This window comes from Pseudomonas parakoreensis, from assembly GCF_021602155.1.
Lineage (GTDB): Bacteria > Pseudomonadota > Gammaproteobacteria > Pseudomonadales > Pseudomonadaceae > Aquipseudomonas > Aquipseudomonas parakoreensis.
The window spans coordinates 289,653-308,091 of sequence record NZ_BQHY01000001.1; the positions used below are offsets into that span (position 1 = coordinate 289,653).

At 63.7% G+C, this 18,439-nt stretch carries 20 protein-coding genes; all 20 read left to right on the top strand.

Features of this window, described 5'->3' with window-relative positions:
- Window positions 1-179: 179 nt before the first annotated feature.
- The 20 genes from L6D63_RS01190 (at window position 180) to L6D63_RS01285 (ending at window position 18,419) form a co-directional block, all read left to right on the top strand.
- Window positions 180-899, top strand: coding sequence for a beta-ketoacyl synthase chain length factor (locus tag L6D63_RS01190; RefSeq protein WP_131670943.1), 720 nt, complete (start codon window positions 180-182; stop codon window positions 897-899).
- Window positions 875-1,681: a lysophospholipid acyltransferase family protein gene (locus tag L6D63_RS01195; protein WP_047290916.1), complete on the top strand. Its 807-nt coding sequence runs from the start codon at window positions 875-877 to the stop codon at window positions 1,679-1,681. The genes L6D63_RS01190 and L6D63_RS01195 overlap by 25 nt, the downstream gene beginning before the upstream one ends.
- Window positions 1,665-1,940 carry a phosphopantetheine-binding protein gene (locus L6D63_RS01200; RefSeq protein WP_041074865.1) on the top strand — a complete coding sequence of 92 codons (276 nt, stop codon included), beginning with the start codon at window positions 1,665-1,667 and terminating at the stop codon, window positions 1,938-1,940. The genes L6D63_RS01195 and L6D63_RS01200 overlap by 17 nt, the downstream gene beginning before the upstream one ends.
- A 9-nt stretch (window positions 1,941-1,949) precedes the next feature.
- Window positions 1,950-2,204: an acyl carrier protein gene (locus L6D63_RS01205; protein WP_041074867.1), complete on the top strand. Its 255-nt coding sequence runs from the start codon at window positions 1,950-1,952 to the stop codon at window positions 2,202-2,204.
- A complete protein-coding gene (locus L6D63_RS01210) occupies window positions 2,201-2,746 on the top strand; it encodes a COG4648 family protein (protein WP_131670942.1) in 546 nt (181 codons plus the stop codon). Before L6D63_RS01205 ends, L6D63_RS01210 begins: the two co-directional genes overlap by 4 nt.
- A complete protein-coding gene (locus L6D63_RS01215; RefSeq protein ID WP_131670941.1) occupies window positions 2,743-4,422 on the top strand; it encodes an acyl-CoA synthetase family protein in 1,680 nt (559 codons plus the stop codon). Before L6D63_RS01210 ends, L6D63_RS01215 begins: the two co-directional genes overlap by 4 nt.
- Window positions 4,423-4,550: 128 nt before the next feature.
- Complete coding sequence (locus L6D63_RS01220) at window positions 4,551-5,285, top strand: glycosyltransferase family 2 protein (protein ID WP_131670940.1); 735 nt, start codon at window positions 4,551-4,553, stop codon at window positions 5,283-5,285.
- Window positions 5,282-6,229, top strand: coding sequence for an LpxL/LpxP family acyltransferase (locus L6D63_RS01225; protein ID WP_095667733.1), 948 nt, complete (start codon window positions 5,282-5,284; stop codon window positions 6,227-6,229). The genes L6D63_RS01220 and L6D63_RS01225 overlap by 4 nt, the downstream gene beginning before the upstream one ends.
- Window positions 6,210-7,754: an HAL/PAL/TAL family ammonia-lyase gene (locus L6D63_RS01230; RefSeq protein WP_047290911.1), complete on the top strand. Its 1,545-nt coding sequence runs from the start codon at window positions 6,210-6,212 to the stop codon at window positions 7,752-7,754. Before L6D63_RS01225 ends, L6D63_RS01230 begins: the two co-directional genes overlap by 20 nt.
- Entirely contained in the window at window positions 7,747-8,172 is a 426-nt protein-coding gene (locus L6D63_RS01235) for an acyl-CoA thioesterase (RefSeq protein ID WP_047290910.1), read from the top strand. The genes L6D63_RS01230 and L6D63_RS01235 overlap by 8 nt, the downstream gene beginning before the upstream one ends.
- Window positions 8,169-8,771, top strand: a complete 603-nt coding sequence (locus L6D63_RS01240; RefSeq protein WP_095667734.1) for an outer membrane lipoprotein carrier protein LolA — start codon at window positions 8,169-8,171, stop codon at window positions 8,769-8,771. The genes L6D63_RS01235 and L6D63_RS01240 overlap by 4 nt, the downstream gene beginning before the upstream one ends.
- A complete protein-coding gene (locus L6D63_RS01245; RefSeq protein WP_131670939.1) occupies window positions 8,755-11,094 on the top strand; it encodes an MMPL family transporter in 2,340 nt (779 codons plus the stop codon). Before L6D63_RS01240 ends, L6D63_RS01245 begins: the two co-directional genes overlap by 17 nt.
- Window positions 11,091-12,254, top strand: a complete 1,164-nt coding sequence (locus L6D63_RS01250) for a cation:proton antiporter (RefSeq protein WP_131670938.1) — start codon at window positions 11,091-11,093, stop codon at window positions 12,252-12,254. Before L6D63_RS01245 ends, L6D63_RS01250 begins: the two co-directional genes overlap by 4 nt.
- Window positions 12,241-13,488 carry an NAD(P)/FAD-dependent oxidoreductase gene (locus tag L6D63_RS01255; protein ID WP_131670937.1) on the top strand — a complete coding sequence of 416 codons (1,248 nt, stop codon included), beginning with the start codon at window positions 12,241-12,243 and terminating at the stop codon, window positions 13,486-13,488. The genes L6D63_RS01250 and L6D63_RS01255 overlap by 14 nt, the downstream gene beginning before the upstream one ends.
- Window positions 13,485-14,210: a class I SAM-dependent methyltransferase gene (locus L6D63_RS01260; RefSeq protein ID WP_131670936.1), complete on the top strand. Its 726-nt coding sequence runs from the start codon at window positions 13,485-13,487 to the stop codon at window positions 14,208-14,210. The genes L6D63_RS01255 and L6D63_RS01260 overlap by 4 nt, the downstream gene beginning before the upstream one ends.
- Window positions 14,210-14,818, top strand: a complete 609-nt coding sequence (locus tag L6D63_RS01265) for a hypothetical protein (RefSeq protein ID WP_183082828.1) — start codon at window positions 14,210-14,212, stop codon at window positions 14,816-14,818. The genes L6D63_RS01260 and L6D63_RS01265 overlap by 1 nt, the downstream gene beginning before the upstream one ends.
- Window positions 14,815-16,011, top strand: coding sequence for a beta-ketoacyl-[acyl-carrier-protein] synthase family protein (locus tag L6D63_RS01270; protein ID WP_131670935.1), 1,197 nt, complete (start codon window positions 14,815-14,817; stop codon window positions 16,009-16,011). Before L6D63_RS01265 ends, L6D63_RS01270 begins: the two co-directional genes overlap by 4 nt.
- Window positions 16,008-16,472, top strand: a complete 465-nt coding sequence (locus tag L6D63_RS01275) for a hotdog family protein (protein ID WP_131670934.1) — start codon at window positions 16,008-16,010, stop codon at window positions 16,470-16,472. The genes L6D63_RS01270 and L6D63_RS01275 overlap by 4 nt, the downstream gene beginning before the upstream one ends.
- The gene (fabG, locus tag L6D63_RS01280; RefSeq protein ID WP_041074891.1) at window positions 16,465-17,193 is read left to right on the top strand and encodes a 3-oxoacyl-ACP reductase FabG; all 729 of its coding nucleotides are present in this window, start codon (window positions 16,465-16,467) and stop codon (window positions 17,191-17,193) included. Before L6D63_RS01275 ends, fabG begins: the two co-directional genes overlap by 8 nt.
- Entirely contained in the window at window positions 17,193-18,419 is a 1,227-nt protein-coding gene (locus L6D63_RS01285) for a beta-ketoacyl-ACP synthase (RefSeq protein WP_131670933.1), read from the top strand. The genes fabG and L6D63_RS01285 overlap by 1 nt, the downstream gene beginning before the upstream one ends.
- Window positions 18,420-18,439: the final 20 nt, after the last annotated feature.

Sequence of the window (18,439 nt, forward strand, 5' to 3'; positions counted from 1 at the left end):
ACAGTTTTTCTGCGGACCACTCGGTACATTTTGCTGCGCAAAACGTAACCAACATTTGCTACACACTCGTCGCACCGGGATAATGCGCGCCACCCGGCGCCAAGCGCCACATCAGGTCAGCCGCGGCTTTGGCGACTCAAAGCGTCATATAAAAGCCCGCAGGGGCGGGATGAACATCCGTGATCAACTTCAACATCGCCCAATGGCGCGCATGGGCCCCGGGGCTCGACAGCGTGGACGCGTGGCAGGCCTGGAGCCGACAACCGGTCGTACTCCCGGACAGCGATGCCGCGCCCGATGTGTCGTTTCTGCCCGCCATGCAGCGCCGGCGCCTCAGCCGTCTGGCGCGGATGGCGTTCAGTGTCGGCTGGCCGCTGGCCGACGGACGGGAAAACCTGCCGCTGGTGTTTGTTTCACGACACGGCGAAACCCCGCGCACCTTCGAGATTCTCAGTGACCTGGCCAAGGACGAGCCGTTGTCGCCGACGCAGTTCAGCCTGTCGGTGCACAACGCGATCATCGGTCTGTGGTCGATCATGCGCGGCGAAACCAGCGAAATGACGGCCCTTGCGGCCGCGGGCGATGGCCTGGAACATGGCATTCTCGAAGCGGCCGCCCTGCTCGATGAAGGCGCTCCGGCGGTGGTGCTGATCATCACCGAAGAACAGCCGCCCCAAGCCTATTCGCAGTGGATCGACGACGTGCCGTTCCCTTATGCGGTCGGTCTGCTGCTCACCCCCGGTACCGGCTGGCGGCTGACCCTGAACAGCGGCCAGGAAGCAGTGTCCAAAGCGCACTGGCCACACGCACTGAACCTGTTGCGAACCCTGCTCGGTCAGCAAACCCATTGCCAACATGCCTGGAAAAATCGTGTATGGACCTGGCAACGCAACCCGTGACCGAGAAAAACCGCGACGCCTACTACTGGCGCCTCCTGGCCACTGCCGCAAGTTTCGCGCTGTTCGGGCTGGGCGGGTTGTGCTTGCGCCTGCTGGTGTTTCCGCTGCTCGGTTGCCTGCCCGGCGATGCCTTGCAACATCGGCAGCGCGCACGGCAGACCGTCAGTCGGCTGTTCTGGTTTTTCGTCCGTTTCATGGCCCGCACCGGCGTGCTGACCTATGACATTCAAGGGGCGGAACGACTCGGTCGCCCGGGGCAAATGATCATCGCCAACCACCCGTCGCTGATCGACGTGGTGTTCCTGATCGGCCTCGTGCGCCAGGCCAATTGCGTGGTGAAGAAAAGCCTGTGGGAAAACCCGTTCACCCGTGGCCCGCTGCGCCGCACCGAATACATCAGCAATGACGGCAGCATGGACATGCTCGACGCCGCGGCCGAGTCCCTGCAAAACGGCCAGACCCTGATCATTTTCCCCGAAGGCACGCGCACACAGCCCGGTCAGGCGCCCGCCTTTCATCGGGGGGCGGCGGCGATTGCCCTGCGCGGTGCGAAAATCCTTACGCCAGTGGTCATCAAGGTCAATCCGACCACCTTGACCAAGGCCGAACCCTGGTATCGGATCCCCCACCGCCGCGTGCACTTCAGTTTTCGTGTCGGGGCCGATATAGACCCACAGACTTTCGCCACGCAAGGCCCGGCACCGCAGGCCTCGCGCAAGCTCAACGATTATTTGCACTCTTACTTCATTAAGGAGCTCGCCGAAGATGAGCGATCTGAATAACCCTGGCCTGGTGCGCGACATCAAACGGCTGATCATCGATGCCCTGGGCCTCGAAGACATCAGCGTCGACGATATCGGTGACGAACAGACACTGTTCGGCGAAGGCCTGGGTCTGGATTCTGTCGACGCGCTGGAACTGGGTCTGGCGATCCAGAAAAAATACGGCATCAAGATCGACGCCGACGCCAAAGACACCCGTAACCACTTCACCAACGTGGCGAGCCTTGCGGCATTCGTCACGGCAAAACAGGCAGCTTGAGACCGGACCATGCAAACTCGTGACGACATTTTCAACACCCTGCGCGATGCCTTGGTCGAGCTGTTCGAACTGGATCCGGGGCGCATCAGCCTGGAGTCCAACCTGTATCAGGATCTGGAGATCGACAGCATCGACGCGGTCGATCTGATCGATCACATCAAACGCCAGACCGGCAAGAAAATCGCCGCCGAGGAATTCAAGTCGGTGCGCACCGTCGGTGACGTGGTCGAGGCGGTCTACCGTCTGGTTCAACCGGCCGCATGAGCCGATTGATCGGCCTCGGCCTGCTGCTGGCGGGGCTGCTGTACCCCTTTGCGGTGTATTTCGGCATGGAGCACTTCGCCCCGTGGCAGTTCGGGCTGCTGCTGGGTAGCCTGTGGCTGGCGCGCGCCCTGACTGGCGAGCGCAAGCCAGGCAGTCTGTGGATGGCCTGCGTGGCGATTGTGTTCTGCGTGCTGCTGGCGCTGTTTGACAGTCCGCTGTTGCTGCGCTGGTACCCGGTGCTGATCAGCGGCTTCATGCTGGTGCTGTTCAGCCTGAGCCTGAAATGGGGCCCGCCGATGGTCGAGCGCCTGGCACGACTGCGCGAGCCGCAACTGCCGCCCGAGGCGATCCGCTACACGCGTCAGGTCACCGTGGCCTGGAGCGTGTTTTTCTTCTGCAACGGTTTGTGCGCCGCGCTCCTGACCCTGTGGGCGCCGCTGCATTGGTGGATGTTGTACACCGGCCTGATCTCCTACGGATTGATCGGCCTGATGTTTGCCATTGAATGGCTGATACGACAACGGGTAAGAGGCCGTAAATGAACTGGATAAAACTTGAGCAACTGTTGCTCAAGGCCCTGCCGGGGCGAGCGATCACCGACACCCCGGCCCTCGACCATGCGCAACTGCGCGAGCAGGCGCTAAGCATTGCCGCCGGCCTGCAAGCACGCGGCGTGCAGCGCGTGGCGGTGCATCTGGAAGATGCCGCCGACCTCGCCATCGCCCTGCTCGGTGCCTGGCGCGCCGGCGTCAGCGTCCTGTTGCCCGCGGACCTGCAAGCGCAGACCCGCCAGCGCTGGTCGAGTGAAGTCGATATGTGGTTGAGCGATCACCCCGATGATTCACACCTGAGCGATCTGTTGCAGCCTGCCCTGCCCGGCGTCGAACTGGATCTCGACCAGTGCCGCCTGAGCCTGTGCACCTCCGGCTCCAGCGGTGAGCCCAAGCGCATCGACAAGACCCTGCGCCAACTGGCCAACGAGGTCGAAGCCCTGGAGCAACTGTGGGGCGCGGATCTGGGTGAAGCGTGGATCATCGGCAGTGTCGCCACTCAGCACATCTACGGCTTGTTGTTTCGCGTGCTGTGGCCGCTGTGCGCCGGAAGGCCGTTCGCGCGCAGACAACTGGCGTTCCCGGAAGATCTGCAACGCGCCAGCCGCGAGCATCCGGCCTTCGCCTGGGTCGGCAGCCCGGCGCTGCTCAAGCGCATGGGCGACAACCTCGACTGGCCGGCGCTGAGTGCCGTGCGCCGGGTGTTTTCCTCCGGCGGCGCATTACCCGCAGACGCGGCGCAAAGCCTGCAGCAACGCTTGCAACAGTGGCCGACCGAAATCCTCGGCAGCTCGGAAACCGGCGGCATCGCCTGGCGCCAAGGCGCCAGCCTGTGGCAGCCCTTCGCCGGGGTTGAACTGAGCCAAGACAGCGACGGCGCCCTGCTGATCGCTTCCCCCTATTTGCCGGCGGGGCATGTCGAACACACCGCCGACGCTGCGTGCATCGCTGCCGACGGGCGTTTCGAGCTGCTGGGTCGGCTGGACCGTATCGTCAAACTCGAAGAGAAGCGCATTTCGCTGCCGATGCTGGAACAGGCACTGGTCGCCCATGACTGGGTCGCCGAAGCACGGCTGGGCGTGGTTCAAGAAAGCCGCGCGGTACTTGGCGCCCTGCTGGTGCTCAGCGACGCGGGCCTGTTTGCCTTGCGTGAACACGGCCGCCGCAGCCTGACCGAAGCCCTGCGCAAGCACCTGAGCCAGCATTGCGAAGCGCTGGCCTTGCCCCGACGCTGGCGCCTGGTGCGGCAACTGCCGCTGAACAGCCAGGGCAAGCTGCCCCAGGCCGACATCGAAGCACGGTTGCTGGCGCCACGGCCGAAAGCCCCAGAAGTGCTGGAACAGGTCGAAACCGACGGCGAGTGGAGCCTGCAATTGAGTGTGCCACCGGATCTGGCCTACTTCAGCGGTCACTTCCCCAAAGCCCCGGTGCTGCCCGGCGTGGTGCAAGTCGAATGGGCACTGAACCTCGGCCGACAACTGCTCAACCCGCCCGGCAAATTTGCCGGCATGGAAGTGCTGAAATTCCAGCAACTGGTGCGCCCGGGCGATGAAGTCCAACTGCACCTGCGCTTCGATCCCGAGCGCGGCAAGCTGTATTTCGCCTACCGCAATGACACCGCGACCTGCTCCAGCGGCCGCATCCTGCTAGGAGCCGCCGATGCATAACCTGTGGCGAGGGAGCTTGCTCCCGCCGGACTGCGCAGCGGCCCCAGACCCGGTCCACGCAAAACTGCGAGCGAGTGCTGCGCACTCGAGCGGGAGCAAGCTCCCTCGCCAAAGTGGGGATGTGTTCAATGCATAACCCTTGCGCCGTGATTCCGGTCTACAACCATGAAACCGCGATCGGCACCGTGGTCGACGCCCTGCTCGCCCAGGACCTGCCGTGCATTCTGGTGGACGATGCCAGCACCCCGTCCTGCGCGCGCGTGCTGGATGCGCTGGCCGAGCGTGATCAGGTGCATCTGGTGCGCCTGACCCTCAATCAGGGCAAGGGCGGCGCGGTGATGACCGGCCTGCGCGAAGCAGCGCGTCTGGGCTTCACCCATGCCCTGCAAGTGGACGCCGATGGCCAGCACGACCTGCACGACGTCGCGCGTTTCGTCGCGGAATCCCGCGCCCACCCGGACGCCATGATCTGCGGTTATCCACTGTTCGACGAGAGCGTGCCCAAGGGCCGCTTGTACGCGCGTTATCTGACTCATGTGATGGTCTGGATCAACACGCTGTCGCTGCAGATCCGCGATTCGATGTGTGGCTTTCGCGTCTATCCGCTGGCCCCGACGCTGGCGCTGATCGACTCGGCACGAGTCGGCAAGCGCATGGATTTCGACTCCGACATCCTCGTGCGCCTGGCGTGGCGCAACCAGCCGATGCGCTGGCTGCAGACCAGCGTGCATTACCCGCTGGATGGCGTCTCGCACTTCCGCCTGTTCCACGACAACGCGCTGATTTCCAGCATGCACACCCGGCTGTTCTTCGGCATGCTGCTGCGCCTGCCCGTCATCCTCTGGCGCCGGTGGCGCACATGAGCGTCGAGACCGACAAGAAACACTGGGCCGACCGCGAAGAGCGCGGCAGCTTCCTGCTGATGAAATTCACCGCAGTCGCCGCCAAAGTGCTTGGCCGACGCCTGCTCAGTCCGCTGCTGTACGGCATCGTCCTGTACTTCTTCCTGTTCGGCCGTACCGCGCGCAACAGTGCCTGGCAGTACCAGCAACGGCTGGCTGACTGGAGCAACCGCGGCGAATTGCGCCCGAGCTACTGGCGCGTGTTCCGCCAGTTCATGGCGTTCGCCGATTCGCTGCTCGACAAGCTCGACGTGTGGAACGGCAAGCTGCGCATCGAGCAGATCGAAATCATCGACCCGGCACTGCTGCGCAATCAGCTGCGCGGCAGTCGCGGGCAACTGCTGGTCGGCGCGCATCTGGGCAACCTCGAAGTGTGCCGCGCCCTGGCCGAGATCGGCGAAAAGGTCACCATGAACGTGTTGGTGCACACCAAGCACGCCGAGCAGTTCAACCGCTTGCTGGGCGAGGCCGGGGCGACCAATCTGCGCCTGATTCAGGTCAGCGAACTGGACCCGGTGATCATGCTGCAACTGCACGAACGCCTGGAGCGCGGTGAATGGCTGGCGATTGCCGGCGACCGCGTGCCGTTGCACGGCGGGCGCAGCGTCACCGTGGATTTTCTCGGCCACCCGGCAGCGTTTCCGCAAGGCCCTTGGTTGCTGGCCGGTTTGCTCAAATGCCCGGTCAACCTGCTGATGTGCCTGAAACAACCGGACGGCCACTATCGCCTGACCCTCGAACCGTTTGCCGACAGCGTGGTGTGGACGCGCCGCGAGCGCGAGCAGGTCATTCATCAGTGGGCCACCCGTTATGCGCAGCGCCTGAGTCACTATTGCCTCCAAGCCCCGCACCAATGGTTCAACTTTTACCCTTTCTGGAAGACCGATGACGACGCCAACCCATGAGCCGGTTACCTTCGGCGAACGCCCTTTGCGCATCGAAGACGTGCTGGCCCTGGCCAACCGTCGGGCGCCCGTGCAGTTGCAGAGCGACGCAGCCTACCGCGAGCGCATCGCCAAGGGCGCACGGTTCCTCGATTCGCTGCTGGACAAGGAAGGCGTGATCTACGGCGTGACCACCGGTTACGGCGATTCCTGCGTGGTCGCGGTGCCGCTGCATCACGTCGAAGCATTGCCGCGTCATCTCTACACTTTCCACGGTTGCGGGCTGGGCAAGCTGCTCGACGCCCAGGCCACCCGCGCCGTGCTGGCAGCGCGCTTGCAGTCGCTGTGCCACGGCGTGTCCGGGGTGCGCATCGAACTGTTGGAGCGCCTGCACGCCTTCCTTGAACACGACATCCTGCCGCTGATCCCCGAAGAAGGTTCGGTCGGCGCCAGCGGTGATCTGACGCCGCTGTCCTACGTCGCCGCGACCCTGTCCGGCGAGCGTGAAGTGTGGTTCCGTGGCGAGCGTCGCCAGGCTGCCGACGTGCATCGCGAACTCGGCTGGACGCCGCTGGTGCTGCGCCCGAAAGAAGCGCTGGCGTTGATGAACGGCACCGCAGTGATGACCGGTCTGGCCTGCCTCGCCTTCGCCCGCGCTGACTATCTGCTGCAACTGGCCACACGCATCACCGCGCTCAACGTGGTCGCGTTGCAAGGCAATCCGGAACATTTCGACGAGCGTCTGTTCGCCGCCAAGCCACATCCGGGGCAGATGCAAGTCGCCGCGTGGTTGCGCAAGGATCTGGCAATTGACGCGCCGACCGCGCCGCTGCATCGCCTGCAGGATCGCTACTCGCTGCGCTGCGCCCCGCACGTGCTCGGGGTGCTGGCCGACAGTCTGAACTGGCTGCGTTCGTTCATCGAAACCGAGCTCAACAGCGCCAACGACAACCCGATCATCGACGCCGAAGCCGAGCGCGTGCTGCACGGCGGGCACTTCTACGGCGGGCACATCGCATTCGCCATGGACAGCCTGAAAAATCTGGTGGCTAACGTTGCCGATCTGCTCGACCGACAACTCGCGTTGCTGGTGGACGAGCGCTACAACCATGGATTGCCGAGCAACCTGTCCGGTGCTCCGGCGGATCGCGCCATGATCAATCACGGCTTCAAGGCCGTGCAGATCGGCACCAGTGCCTGGACTGCCGAAGCGCTGAAAAACACGATGCCGGCCAGCGTATTCTCACGCTCCACCGAGTGCCACAACCAGGACAAGGTGAGCATGGGCACCATCGCCGCCCGTGACGCGATCCGCGTGCTGGAGCTGACCGAGCAGGTCGCCGCCGCCACGTTGCTCGCGGCCAATCAAGGCGTGTGGTTGCGCGGTCGTGATGAAGACGCGCGTGCGCTGCCACCTTCGCTGGCCGCCATGCACGAAGAGCTGGCCAAGGACTTCCCGCCGGTCATCGAAGACCGTGCACTCGAAGGCGAATTGCGCCTGTGCCTGCAACGTATCGCCGAGCAACACTGGAGGCTGCATGCGTAGCGCCGGAGTGCTGCACGCCGACACGGAAATCCTCGTGCCGTTTTTTGACGTCGACACTATGCATGTGGTCTGGCACGGGCATTACGTCAAATACCTGGAAGTGGCGCGCTGCGCGCTGCTCGACCAGATCGGCCACAACTACACGCAGATGTCCGAGTCCGGTTACGCGTGGCCGATCATCGACCTGCAACTGCGTTATGTGCGCGGCGCGGTGTTCGGCCAGCGCCTGAACGTGCGCGCCAGTCTGGTGGAGTGGGAGAACCGCTTGAAGATCAATTATCTGATTACCGACCTGCAGACCGGCGAGCGCCTGACCCGTGCCAGCTCGGTGCAGGTGGCGGTCGAGATCAGCAGCCGCGAAATGCAACTGGCTTCCCCCAAAGTGTTCACCGACGCGGTGCAGAGGATGCTGCGATGAACCTGTTCTGCAAAGGCCTTGGCGCGCTGGCGCTGCTCGCCGTGTCGACGCTGGCCAACGCCTTCGACCTGCAGCAGCTCAGCGAGCAACTGGCGAAACCAGAAGTGATCCACGGCCAGTTCATTCAGGAAAAGCACCTGCGCGCGCTGCCTCAGCCGTTGCTCAGCAAGGGCAGCTTCGTGCTGGCGAAAAACCACGGTCTGCTCTGGCTGCTCAAGACCCCGCTGCAACAGGATTACCGCATCACCGCCAACGGCATCGCCCGTCGTGACGGCAACGCTTGGCAGTTGCTGCCGAACAAGAGCGCCGGTGCCGAACAGAACCGCTTGTTCCTCGCTGTGCTGCAAGGTGACAGCAGCGGCTTGCAGCGGGATTTCGAACTGGCCCTGAGCGGCGACGCACAGCAGTGGAAACTCACCCTGACCCCGCGTTCGCTGCTGCTCAAGCAAGTGTTCAATCAGATCAATATCAACGGTGGCGAGCTGGTACAGACCATCGAACTGCTGGAAACCCAGGGCGACAGCACCGTGCTGCGCATGCAGGACAGCACTGCAAACCAGCCGTTGAGCGAAGCGGAGCAACATGACTTTGCCGAGTGAGCGCAGGCTGCCGTGGCTGTTTCTGATCCTGCTGCTGGCGGTCGTCGCGCTGGCCGGGTGGCAGTGGCGCGACGGTGCGCCACTGTCGGCCAACCTCATGGAGCTGGTGCCCGGGACCAACCCTGACGCCCTCGAACTGCGCGCCGAACAGCGCATGCAGGAACCGCTCAATCGGGAAATGCTGGTACTGGTCGGGCACACCGATCGCCAGCAAGCGCTGGCCATGGCGCAAACCCTCGGCGAGCAATGGCAATCCAGCGGTCTGTTCGAAAAGGTTCAGTGGAACCTGCAGGCGGATCTGCCGGCGCTGCGCACGCAACTGCTGCAAGGGCGGCTGGCGATGCTCTCGGCGGATGATCGGCAACTGCTGACCGAGCATCCCGATGCGTTCATTCAACAACGGGTGCAGGCGCTGTTCGACCCGTTCAACGGTTTCACCTTGGTACCGAGCCAGGACGACTGGCTGGGCCTGACCGGACGCATCCAGAACAGCCAGCCGAAACACGGTGCGGTGCAACTGGACATCGGCAGCGGCGCACTGGTCGCCGATGCCGACGGCAAGAGCTGGGTGCTGCTGCGCGCGCGTACCACCGGCAATGCCTTCGATATGAACCTGCCGCTGAAAGTCGCCGATCTGCTGCAGCACAGTCGCGAGCAAGCAGCGAAATCCGATGTACACCTGTTGGCCGCCAGCGGTCTGCTGTACGCCGCCAACGGTCAGCAGCAAGCCACCCGCGAAATGACCTGGGTCGGCGGCGGCGCCACCCTCGGTATTCTGCTGTTGCTGCTGTTGGCGTTCCGCCGCTGGCGGGTGCTGCTGGCGTTCGTGCCGGTGCTGGTGGGCATGCTGTTCGGCGCGGTGGCCTGCGTCGCGGTGTTCGGCCACATGCATGTGATGACGCTGGTGCTCGGCTCCAGCCTGATCGGCGTGGCGGTGGATTACCCGCTGCACTATCTGTCGAAAAGCTGGAGCCTCAAGCCGTGGCGCAGTTGGCCGGCGCTGCGCCTGACCCTGTCCGGGCTGACGCTGAGCCTGATCACCAGCGCCATCGGTTATCTGGCACTGGCCTGGACGCCCTTCCCGGCGCTGACGCAAATCGCGGTGTTCTCCGCTGCCGGCCTGCTCGGTGCTTACCTGTCGGCGGTGTGCTTGCTGCCGGCCCTGCTGAAAAACGTTGAGCTGCAACCGGCGCAATGGCCGCTGCGCCTGGCCGAGCGCTTGGTGCAACTGCGCGAAAACCTGCTCGAACACGTGCGCACCCCGGTGCTGCTGGCGCTGCTGATCGCCTTCTGCGCTGGCGGTCTGGTGCAGCTGCAAAGCAAAAACGACATTCGCCAATGGGTCGGTGCGCCGCAACGCCTGACCGATGAAGCCCAGACCATCGCGCGCATCACCGGTTATCAGCCGACCAGCCAGTTCTTCCTCGTGCGCGGCGCCAATCAGCAGGAATTGCTGGAGCGTCAAGCCGCGTTGAGCGAGCGTCTGCAGCAACTGGTCAACCTCGACAAGCTGCAAGGCTATCTGGCCCTCGACCAACTGCTCAGTCCGCCGAGCCAGCAACAGCAAGTGCGCGAAGCGCTGAGCAAACTGCCTCAATACTGGCAGCCGTTGCTCGACCTTGGCGTACCGCTCGCGGCGTTGCAAACCGAGTTGCAGCAGTTGCAAAACCTGCCTGCCGAAGACATCGACGCAGCACTGGCCGGGCCGTTGGGCGAGCCTTACCGCACGCTGTGGCTCGGCCCGACCGAAGACGGCGTGGCGGCGATGACCAGCCTGCAGGGCCTGAACAATCCGTCACTGCTGCGAGTGCAGGCGCTGGACTTGCCGGGGGTGATGCTGGTCGATCGGCTCGGTGAATTGAACAATGTATTCGCCGCGACCCAGATCAGCGCCGCCGAACTGAAACTCGCCTCCTGCGTGTTGATCGTGCTGGTGCTGATCGTGCCGTTCGGCTTCGGCGGCGCGTTGCGCATCGTCGCCCTGCCGCTGCTGGCGGCGCTGTGCAGCCTGGCCAGCCTCGGCTGGCTCGGTCAGCCACTGACCCTGTTCAGCCTGTTCGGCCTGCTGCTGGTGACGGCGATCAGTGTCGATTACGCGATCCTCATGCGTGAGCAGGTTGGCGGTGCGGCAGTGAGTCTGCTGGGCACCCTGTTGGCGGCGCTGACGACCTGGCTGTCGTTCGGTCTGCTGGCCGTTTCCAGTACGCCGGCGGTGAGCAATTTTGGCCTGGCAGTGAGCCTCGGTCTGGCCTTCAGCTTCATTCTCGCGCCGTGGGCCGGACGTCACGTCCACCGCGTCACCATCGTGGAGCCGGCAGCGTGATGGTCGTCAGCTTCTGGCTGATGGCCCTGGCGTTGTTCGCTGTGGCCACCCATGTCGGTCGGCATTTCGGCCTGATCCCGATCGTCAGCCAGTTGCTGCTGGCCAGCTTCGGTTTGCCGCTGCTGATGTATTTCTGGATCGAACCGGACTGGCAGCTCAGCGGCGCCGAACTGATTGCGCCGGGGTGGCTGAAAGACCTCTACAGCCTGAGTTTCGCGCTGTTGCTCGGGCACATTCTCAGTGATGTGATCGACCTGCGTCTGGATCGCCAGAGCGTGAAAATCGCCGTGCCGAGTTTTGTTGTACCGTTCGCCTGCGGCCTGGCCGCCGCCTGCTGGCTGCTGCCGGCGCAACCGTGGCTGCACTCGCTGGCGATCGGTCTGGTGTTCGCGATCACCGCGATCCCGGTGCTGTACCTGTACCTGCGCCACATCGACTATCCGCCCGCCGCCACCCGGCGCCTGGTGCAGACCGCAATTCTCATCGACCTGACCTGCTGGACGCTGTTCGGCCTTGCTCAAGGCAGTCTGCATCTGAGCAGCTTGTTGCTGCCACTCGGCTTGGCCTGCGTGCCAGTGCTGTTGCATCTGCTGCGCGTGCGCCGACCGCTGACCTACAGCCTCGGCTTCTTTGCGCTGCTGGTGCTGGCCGAACATTACAAACTCAACGCGCTGATTTTCGGCATCGGTTATCTGCTGTGCATGGCCTTGCTGAAAGTGCCGTTGGTGCTGCCATTGCCGGCGCGGTGGATGAGCCGCTTGCAGACGTGGATCGCGATCCCGCTGATCCTGACCTTCGGCATCGTGCAGATCGACGTGCACAGCGCCCTGGCCAGCCTCGGCGCGGTGCAATGGGCGGCGCTGCTGCTGTTGCCGATTGCCAGTAAACTGCTCGGCAACTGGCTCGGGCTGGGCTGGGCCGGTGCATCGTTCGAAGGCGCCAGCCGCTGGCGCGAAAGCGTGTTGCTGAATATTCGCGGGCTGAGCGAAATCGTCTTTCTCAACCTGTTGCTGCAACAACAGCTCATCAGCCCGGCGCTGTACTTCGCGCTGATGCTGATGGGCCTGATCGCGACGCTGTTGCCGGCCCTGATCGGCCTGCACCGCGCGCCTATGAAAACCAGCGCCACTGCGCCCGGGAGCTCACGTGCCAATCGTTGAAATGGAATCCCGTCAGGTCGTGATCATTGGCGCGGGCCCGTCCGGGGCCATCGCCGCCGCGTTGCTCAAGCGCCAGGGCCACGATGTGCTGGTGATCGAGCGCCAGCATTTCCCAAGGTTTTCAATTGGTGAAAGCCTGCTCAGCCATTGCCTGGATTTCGTCGAAGAGGCCGGCATGCTCGACGCCGTCAACGCCGCCGGCTTCCAGCGCAAGACCGGTGCCGCCTTCGCTTGGGGCGAGCGCTACAGCGCCTTCGATTTCAGCGACACCTTCACCGCGGGCAAGCCGACCACGTTCCAGGTGCAACGCGCCGATTTCGACAAGCTGCTGGCTGATCAGGCTGAATTGCAGGGTGCCGAATTCCGTTACGGCGATGCCATCGTCCGCGTCGATTTCGACCGGGCCAGACCGCAGCTTGACGTGCTGCGCGAAGACGGCAGCGAGTACCGCATCGAAGCGGACTTTGTGCTCGACGCCAGCGGTTACGGGCGCGTGCTGTCGCGTTTGCTTGATCTGGAAGCGCCGTCGAATTTCCCGGTGCGCCAGGCAGTATTCACCCACGTTGAAGATCACATCGATAACCCGGCCTTCGACCGCGAGAAGATCCTCGTCACTACTCATCCCGAGTACCGCGACATCTGGTTCTGGACGATCCCGTTCAGCAACGGGCGCTGCTCGGTGGGCGTGGTGGCTGCTGCCGAACACTTCAAGGGGCGCGACAGCGATCTGGATGCCTGCCTGCGCGGTTTCATCGGCGAAACGCCGAGCCTCGCCGCTGTATTGAACAACGCGGTGTGGGACACCCCGGCGCGCACCCTCGGCGGTTATGCGGCCAATGTGAAAACCCTGCACGGTCCGGGCTTCGCCCTGCTCGGCAACGCGGCGGAATTTCTCGACCCGGTGTTCTCTTCGGGCGTGACCATCGCCATGCGTTCGGCGAGCATGGCCGCCGCCGTCCTGCACCGGCAGTTGCAGGGCGAAACCGTCGACTGGCAGCGCGAGTTCGCCGAACCGCTCAAACGCGGGGTCGACACCTTCCGCTGCTATGTCGAGGGCTGGTACGCCGGTACCTTCCAGGACGTGATTTTTTATCAAGACAGCCAGGCAGACATCCGCCGGATGATCTGCTCGATCCTCGCCGGTTACGCCTGGGATGAACGCAACCCGTTCGTCAGCGAAGCGCGTCGCCGGTTGAAGATGATTTCCGAACTTTGTGCAAAGGACGCCCCATGAATTACTTGAGCGACAGCTACGTCGAGGAAACCCGCTTCGGTTTCTGGTTCCTGCGCAGCCACACCTGGCAGCACCATGTGTTGCGCGTGGCGATCAACGACTTGCGCGGGTTGTTCAGCGAGTCGCTGCCGGCCAATCCAGTGCTGCTGGACGCTGGTTGCGGTCAGGGCAAATCGTTCCGCCATCTGCGCCAGACCTTCGCCCCACAGCGTCTGATCGGCGTCGACGCCGACCCGCACAGCCTGCAATTGAGCGCCGAAGAAGCGGCGCGGCAGGGCTTCGACGTCGAGCTGATCGGCAGCGACTGCGCGACGCTCAATGTGGCCGATGCCAGTGTCGACCTGCTGTTCTGCCACCAGACCTTTCATCACCTGGTCGAACAGGAAAAAGCCCTCGCCGAGTTCTACCGCGTGCTCAAGCCGGGTGGTTATCTGCTGTTCGCCGAGTCCACCGAGGCATACATTGATACTTGGGTGATCCGCTGGCTGTTCCGCCATCCGATGCAGGTGCAAAAGAGCGCGGCGCAGTACTTGGAGATGATTCGCCAGCAGGGTTTCGAGTTTGGCGAGCGCAATGTCTCGTACCCGTATTTATGGTGGAGCCGGTCGAAGGATTTCGGACTGCTGGAACGGTTCGGATTGCGCCGGCCGAAGCCGTTTGGCGAGCGTGAGGAAACGTTGGTGAACGTTGTCGCCCGCAAGCCATTGCAGGAATCCATCTGATGTACCACTTTCGATCAGCACAGCTAAACCCCTGTGGGAGCTGGCTTGCCAGCGATAGCGGTGTGTCAGTTAACCAAAATGCTGGATGTGCCGCCGCCATCGCTGGCAAGCCAGCTCCCACAAGGTTTGCGGTATGGCTGATTTTGGTGGCATTTGCTTTGCTGAGTGGTTGCGCCAGCCAGGCCCCGCTGCCCGCGAGCGACCCGACGCTGCCGTTACCGCTGCAACTGCACATCGAACGCCAACAGGCCGATCAGCGTCAGGACTGGCTGTTGGTGATCCAGCGCGAAGGCCCCGGCATCCGCTGGTCGATGATGGATCCGCTGGGCATTCCCCAGGCCCGTCAGCAACTGATCGACGGGCGCTGGCAGGCCGACGGGCTGCTGCCGCCCAATCCCGAAGCCCGGGAGCTGTTTGCCGCGCTGCTGTTTGCCCTGACCCCGTCCGGCGAACTGGCACGCACTTACCCCACCGCGCAGCAGCAGGGCGAGCAACGCACGCTGGCGCCGCGCTGGACGATCCGTTATGCACAACCGTTGAGTTTCCAATTGAATCTGCCCCAAGGCCCGCACTATCGGGTTTCTCCTCTCGGTGAACCGACGCCATGACTGCCTACCTCAATGCCCTCGGCGTGATCTGCGCGCTGGGCCGCGACAAGCAACAGGTCGCGCAGAACCTGTTTGCCGGTGACTGCTCGGGCATGCGCCGCGAGTCCGGCTGGGTTGCCGAGCGTGAATTGCCTGTGGCGGCGGTGCATGGTGAGCTGGCGGCCATTCCGGCCGAACTGGCCGACCAGCGCAGCCGCAACAATCAACTGCTGCTGGAAGCCGCGCTGCAGATTCGCGAGGACATCGACCGGGCCATCCAGACGTATGGTCGCGAGCGCATCGGCGTGGTGCTCGGCACCAGCACCTCGGGGATCGACGAGGCCAGCCGCGGGCTGGCGCACTACCTTCGCGAGCAGCAGTTCCCTGGCGAGTACGACTATCGGCAACAGGAACTCGGCGCGCCGGCGAATTTTCTTGCCGATTGGCTGCAACTCAGCGGCCCGGCCTACGTGATTTCCACCGCCTGCACGTCCAGTGCGCGGGCGTTGATGAGCGCACAGCGCCTGCTCGATCTGGGCCTGTGCGACGTGGTGCTGTGCGGCGGGGTCGACAGCCTGTGCAAACTGACGCTCAACGGTTTCAGCGCGCTGGAAGCGGTGTCCGACCAGCGCTGCAATCCGTTCTCGGCCAACCGCAACGGCATCAACATCGGTGAAGCGGCAGTGCTGTTTCTGATGAGCCAGCAGCGCAGCGACGGCCCGGCCATTGCCCTGCTCGGCAGCGGCGCCAGCTCCGACGCGCACCATATTTCCGCGCCGGAACCGAGCGGTCGCGGCGCCCTGCAAGCGATGCAGAAAGCCTTGAGCCGCGCACAGTTGCAAGCGGCGCACATCAGCTACCTGAACCTGCACGGCACTGCGACCCAGCACAACGATGCGATGGAAAGTCTGGCAGTCGCCACACTGTTTCCCGACGGCGTGGCCTGCTCGTCGACCAAGCCGATGACCGGTCACACCCTCGGCGCGGCCGGTGCGCTGGAAGCAGCGTTCTGCTGGCTGAGCCTGAGCGCCGACAACCCGCAACAAGCCTTGCCGCCCCACGTCTGGGACGCCCAGCCCGACCCTGACTTGCCGGCGCTGAAGTGGGTGACCGCGAGCGAACGCCTGTCGTCCATTGCACCCCGCTACCTGATGAGCAACTCGTTTGCCTTCGGCGGCAACAACGTCAGCCTGATTATCGGAGATGCTCCATGAATGACTGGCCGCTCGCCGAACTGCTGCCCCACGCTGGCGACATGATCCTGATCGACCGCATCCTCAGCTTCGACGAAGAGCAGATCCACACCAGCCTCACCGTCAAGCCCGACGGCTTGTTCAACCTGCCAGACGGCAGCCTGCCGGCGTGGGTCGGCATCGAGTTGATGGCGCAAAGCGTAGCCGCCTTCGCCGGTTGCCACGCACGACAGAAAGGCAACCCGGTCGCGCTGGGTTTCCTCCTCGGGACGCGTAAATTCGAGTGCAACGTCGAAGCGTTTCCGGCCGGCAGCGAACTGACCATCCACGGCATCCGTTCGCTGGAAGACGACAACGGCATGGGTGTTTTCGAATGCCATATCAACGCCCCCGGCATTGAGGCCAGCGCACGGTTGAACGTGTTCCGCCCGCCGCAGCCCAGCCAATATCTTGAACAACACAGGGAGTCGAACGATGACTGAATCCGTATTGGTCACCGGCTCCAGCCGTGGTATCGGCCGCGCCATTGCCTTGCGTCTGGCGCAGGCCGGGCACGACATCGTCCTGCATTGCCGCAGCGGCGTTGCCGAAGCGCAAGCGGTGCAGGCCGAGATCGAAGCGCTGGGCCGTCACGCACGCATCCTGCAATTCGACGTCGCCGACCGCGAAGCCTGCAAAACCATCCTTGAAGCTGACGTCGAAACCCACGGCGCTTATTACGGCGTGGTGCTTAACGCCGGCCTGACCCGCGATGGCGCTTTTCCGGCGTTGAGCGATGACGATTGGGACGTGGTGCTGCGCACCAACCTCGACGGTTTCTACAACGTCCTGCACCCGGTGATGATGCCGATGATCCGTCGTCGCGCCGCTGGTCGGATCGTCTGCATCACCTCGGTGTCGGGTTTGATCGGCAACCGTGGCCAGGTCAACTACAGCGCCTCCAAGGCCGGAGTGATCGGCGCCGCGAAGGCGTTGGCGATCGAACTGGGCAAGCGCAAAATCACCGTTAACTGCGTCGCACCGGGCCTGATCGACACAGCGATGCTGGATGAAAACGTGCCGGTGGAAGAACTGATGAAAATGATCCCCGCACAACGCATGGGCACCCCGCAAGAGGTTGCCAGTGCAGTGAATTTCCTGATGTCGGCGGAAGCCTCGTACATCACCCGTCAGGTCCTGGCGGTCAACGGAGGCCTGTGCTGATGAAGCGCGTCGTCGTCACCGGCATGGCCGGCATCACTTCGCTTGGCAGCGACTGGCAGACCATCGCCGGCCACTTCGCGGCCAACCGCAGCGGCATTCGCCGCATGCACGAGTGGGACCGGTTCAGCGAACTCAACACCCGTCTGGCCGGGCCGATCGATGATTTTCTCGTCCCGGCGCACTGGACCCGCAAGCAACTGCGCAGCATGGGCCGGGTCTCGCGGCTGGCCGTAGGCGCGGCAGAACAGGCACTGGCCGACGCCGGCCTGCTCGGCGATGAATCGATCAAGGACGGGCGCATGGGCGTGGCCTGCGGTTCGTCCACCGGCAGCACCGACGAGATCAAGGCCTTCGGCAACATGCTGCTCAATTCGGTGGCCGAAGGCCTCAACGCCAACTCCTACGTGCGGATGATGCCGCACACCACCGCGGCCAACATCAGCATCTTCTTCGGCCTCACCGGGCGCCTGATCCCGACGTCCAGCGCCTGCACCAGCGGCAGTCAGGGCATTGGCTACGCGTATGAAGCGATCAAGTTCGGACGGCTGCCGCTGATGCTCGCCGGCGGCGCCGAAGAGTTGTGCCCGACCGAAGCCATGGTTTTCGACGCGCTCTACGCCACCAGCCTGAAAAACGATGCGCCACAGACCAGTCCGCGTCCGTACGACAAGGGCCGCGACGGTCTGGTGATCGGCGAAGGCGGCGGCATGCTGGTGCTCGAGGAGCTGGAACATGCGCTGGCTCGCGGTGCGCGCATCCATGCCGAGATCGTCGGTTTCGGCAGCAACGCCGACGGCCAGCACACCACGCGCCCGGAACAGGTCACCATGCGCCGCGCCATGGAGCTGGCGCTGGAAGACGCCGGACTGACGCCGGATGCCATCGGTTACGTCAATGGTCACGGTACCGCTACAGAACAGGGCGACATTGCCGAAACACTGGCGACCAGCAGTCTGTTCGGCGAACACATGCCGATCAGCTCGCAGAAGAGTTTCCTCGGCCACACGCTGGGGGCCTGCGGCGCGCTGGAGTCGTGGTTCAGCATCGAAATGCTCAATCGCGACTTGTATGTACACACGCTCAACCTCGACGAGGTCGACCCGCACTGCGGCAAGCTCGATTACCTGCGCGGCGAATTTCGCCAGATGCATCACGACTACGTAATGAACAACAATTTCGCTTTTGGTGGCGTCAACACCTCGTTGATTTTCCGCCGCTGGCACTGACCGCAACACGTTTGGAGTGA

Bases quoted from the DNA above. Each gene is read 5' to 3' on its own strand.
- L6D63_RS01200 (WP_041074865.1), top strand. From the start codon at position 1,665: ATGAGCGATCTGAATAACCCTGGCCTGGTGCGCGACATCAAACGGCTG.
- L6D63_RS01240 (WP_095667734.1), top strand. From the start codon at position 8,169: ATGAACCTGTTCTGCAAAGGCCTTGGCGCGCTGGCGCTGCTCGCCGTG.
- L6D63_RS01215 (WP_131670941.1), top strand. From the start codon at position 2,743: ATGAACTGGATAAAACTTGAGCAACTGTTGCTCAAGGCCCTGCCGGGG.
- L6D63_RS01270 (WP_131670935.1), top strand. From the start codon at position 14,815: ATGACTGCCTACCTCAATGCCCTCGGCGTGATCTGCGCGCTGGGCCGC.
- fabG (WP_041074891.1), top strand. From the start codon at position 16,465: ATGACTGAATCCGTATTGGTCACCGGCTCCAGCCGTGGTATCGGCCGC.
- L6D63_RS01285 (WP_131670933.1), top strand. From the start codon at position 17,193: ATGAAGCGCGTCGTCGTCACCGGCATGGCCGGCATCACTTCGCTTGGC.
- L6D63_RS01220 (WP_131670940.1), top strand. From the start codon at position 4,551: ATGCATAACCCTTGCGCCGTGATTCCGGTCTACAACCATGAAACCGCG.
- L6D63_RS01235 (WP_047290910.1), top strand. From the start codon at position 7,747: ATGCGTAGCGCCGGAGTGCTGCACGCCGACACGGAAATCCTCGTGCCG.
- L6D63_RS01265 (WP_183082828.1), top strand. From the start codon at position 14,210: ATGTACCACTTTCGATCAGCACAGCTAAACCCCTGTGGGAGCTGGCTT.
- L6D63_RS01275 (WP_131670934.1), top strand. From the start codon at position 16,008: ATGAATGACTGGCCGCTCGCCGAACTGCTGCCCCACGCTGGCGACATG.
- L6D63_RS01225 (WP_095667733.1), top strand. From the start codon at position 5,282: ATGAGCGTCGAGACCGACAAGAAACACTGGGCCGACCGCGAAGAGCGC.
- L6D63_RS01205 (WP_041074867.1), top strand. From the start codon at position 1,950: ATGCAAACTCGTGACGACATTTTCAACACCCTGCGCGATGCCTTGGTC.
- L6D63_RS01195 (WP_047290916.1), top strand. From the start codon at position 875: ATGGACCTGGCAACGCAACCCGTGACCGAGAAAAACCGCGACGCCTAC.
- L6D63_RS01210 (WP_131670942.1), top strand. From the start codon at position 2,201: ATGAGCCGATTGATCGGCCTCGGCCTGCTGCTGGCGGGGCTGCTGTAC.
- L6D63_RS01245 (WP_131670939.1), top strand. From the start codon at position 8,755: ATGACTTTGCCGAGTGAGCGCAGGCTGCCGTGGCTGTTTCTGATCCTG.
- L6D63_RS01230 (WP_047290911.1), top strand. From the start codon at position 6,210: ATGACGACGCCAACCCATGAGCCGGTTACCTTCGGCGAACGCCCTTTG.
- L6D63_RS01260 (WP_131670936.1), top strand. From the start codon at position 13,485: ATGAATTACTTGAGCGACAGCTACGTCGAGGAAACCCGCTTCGGTTTC.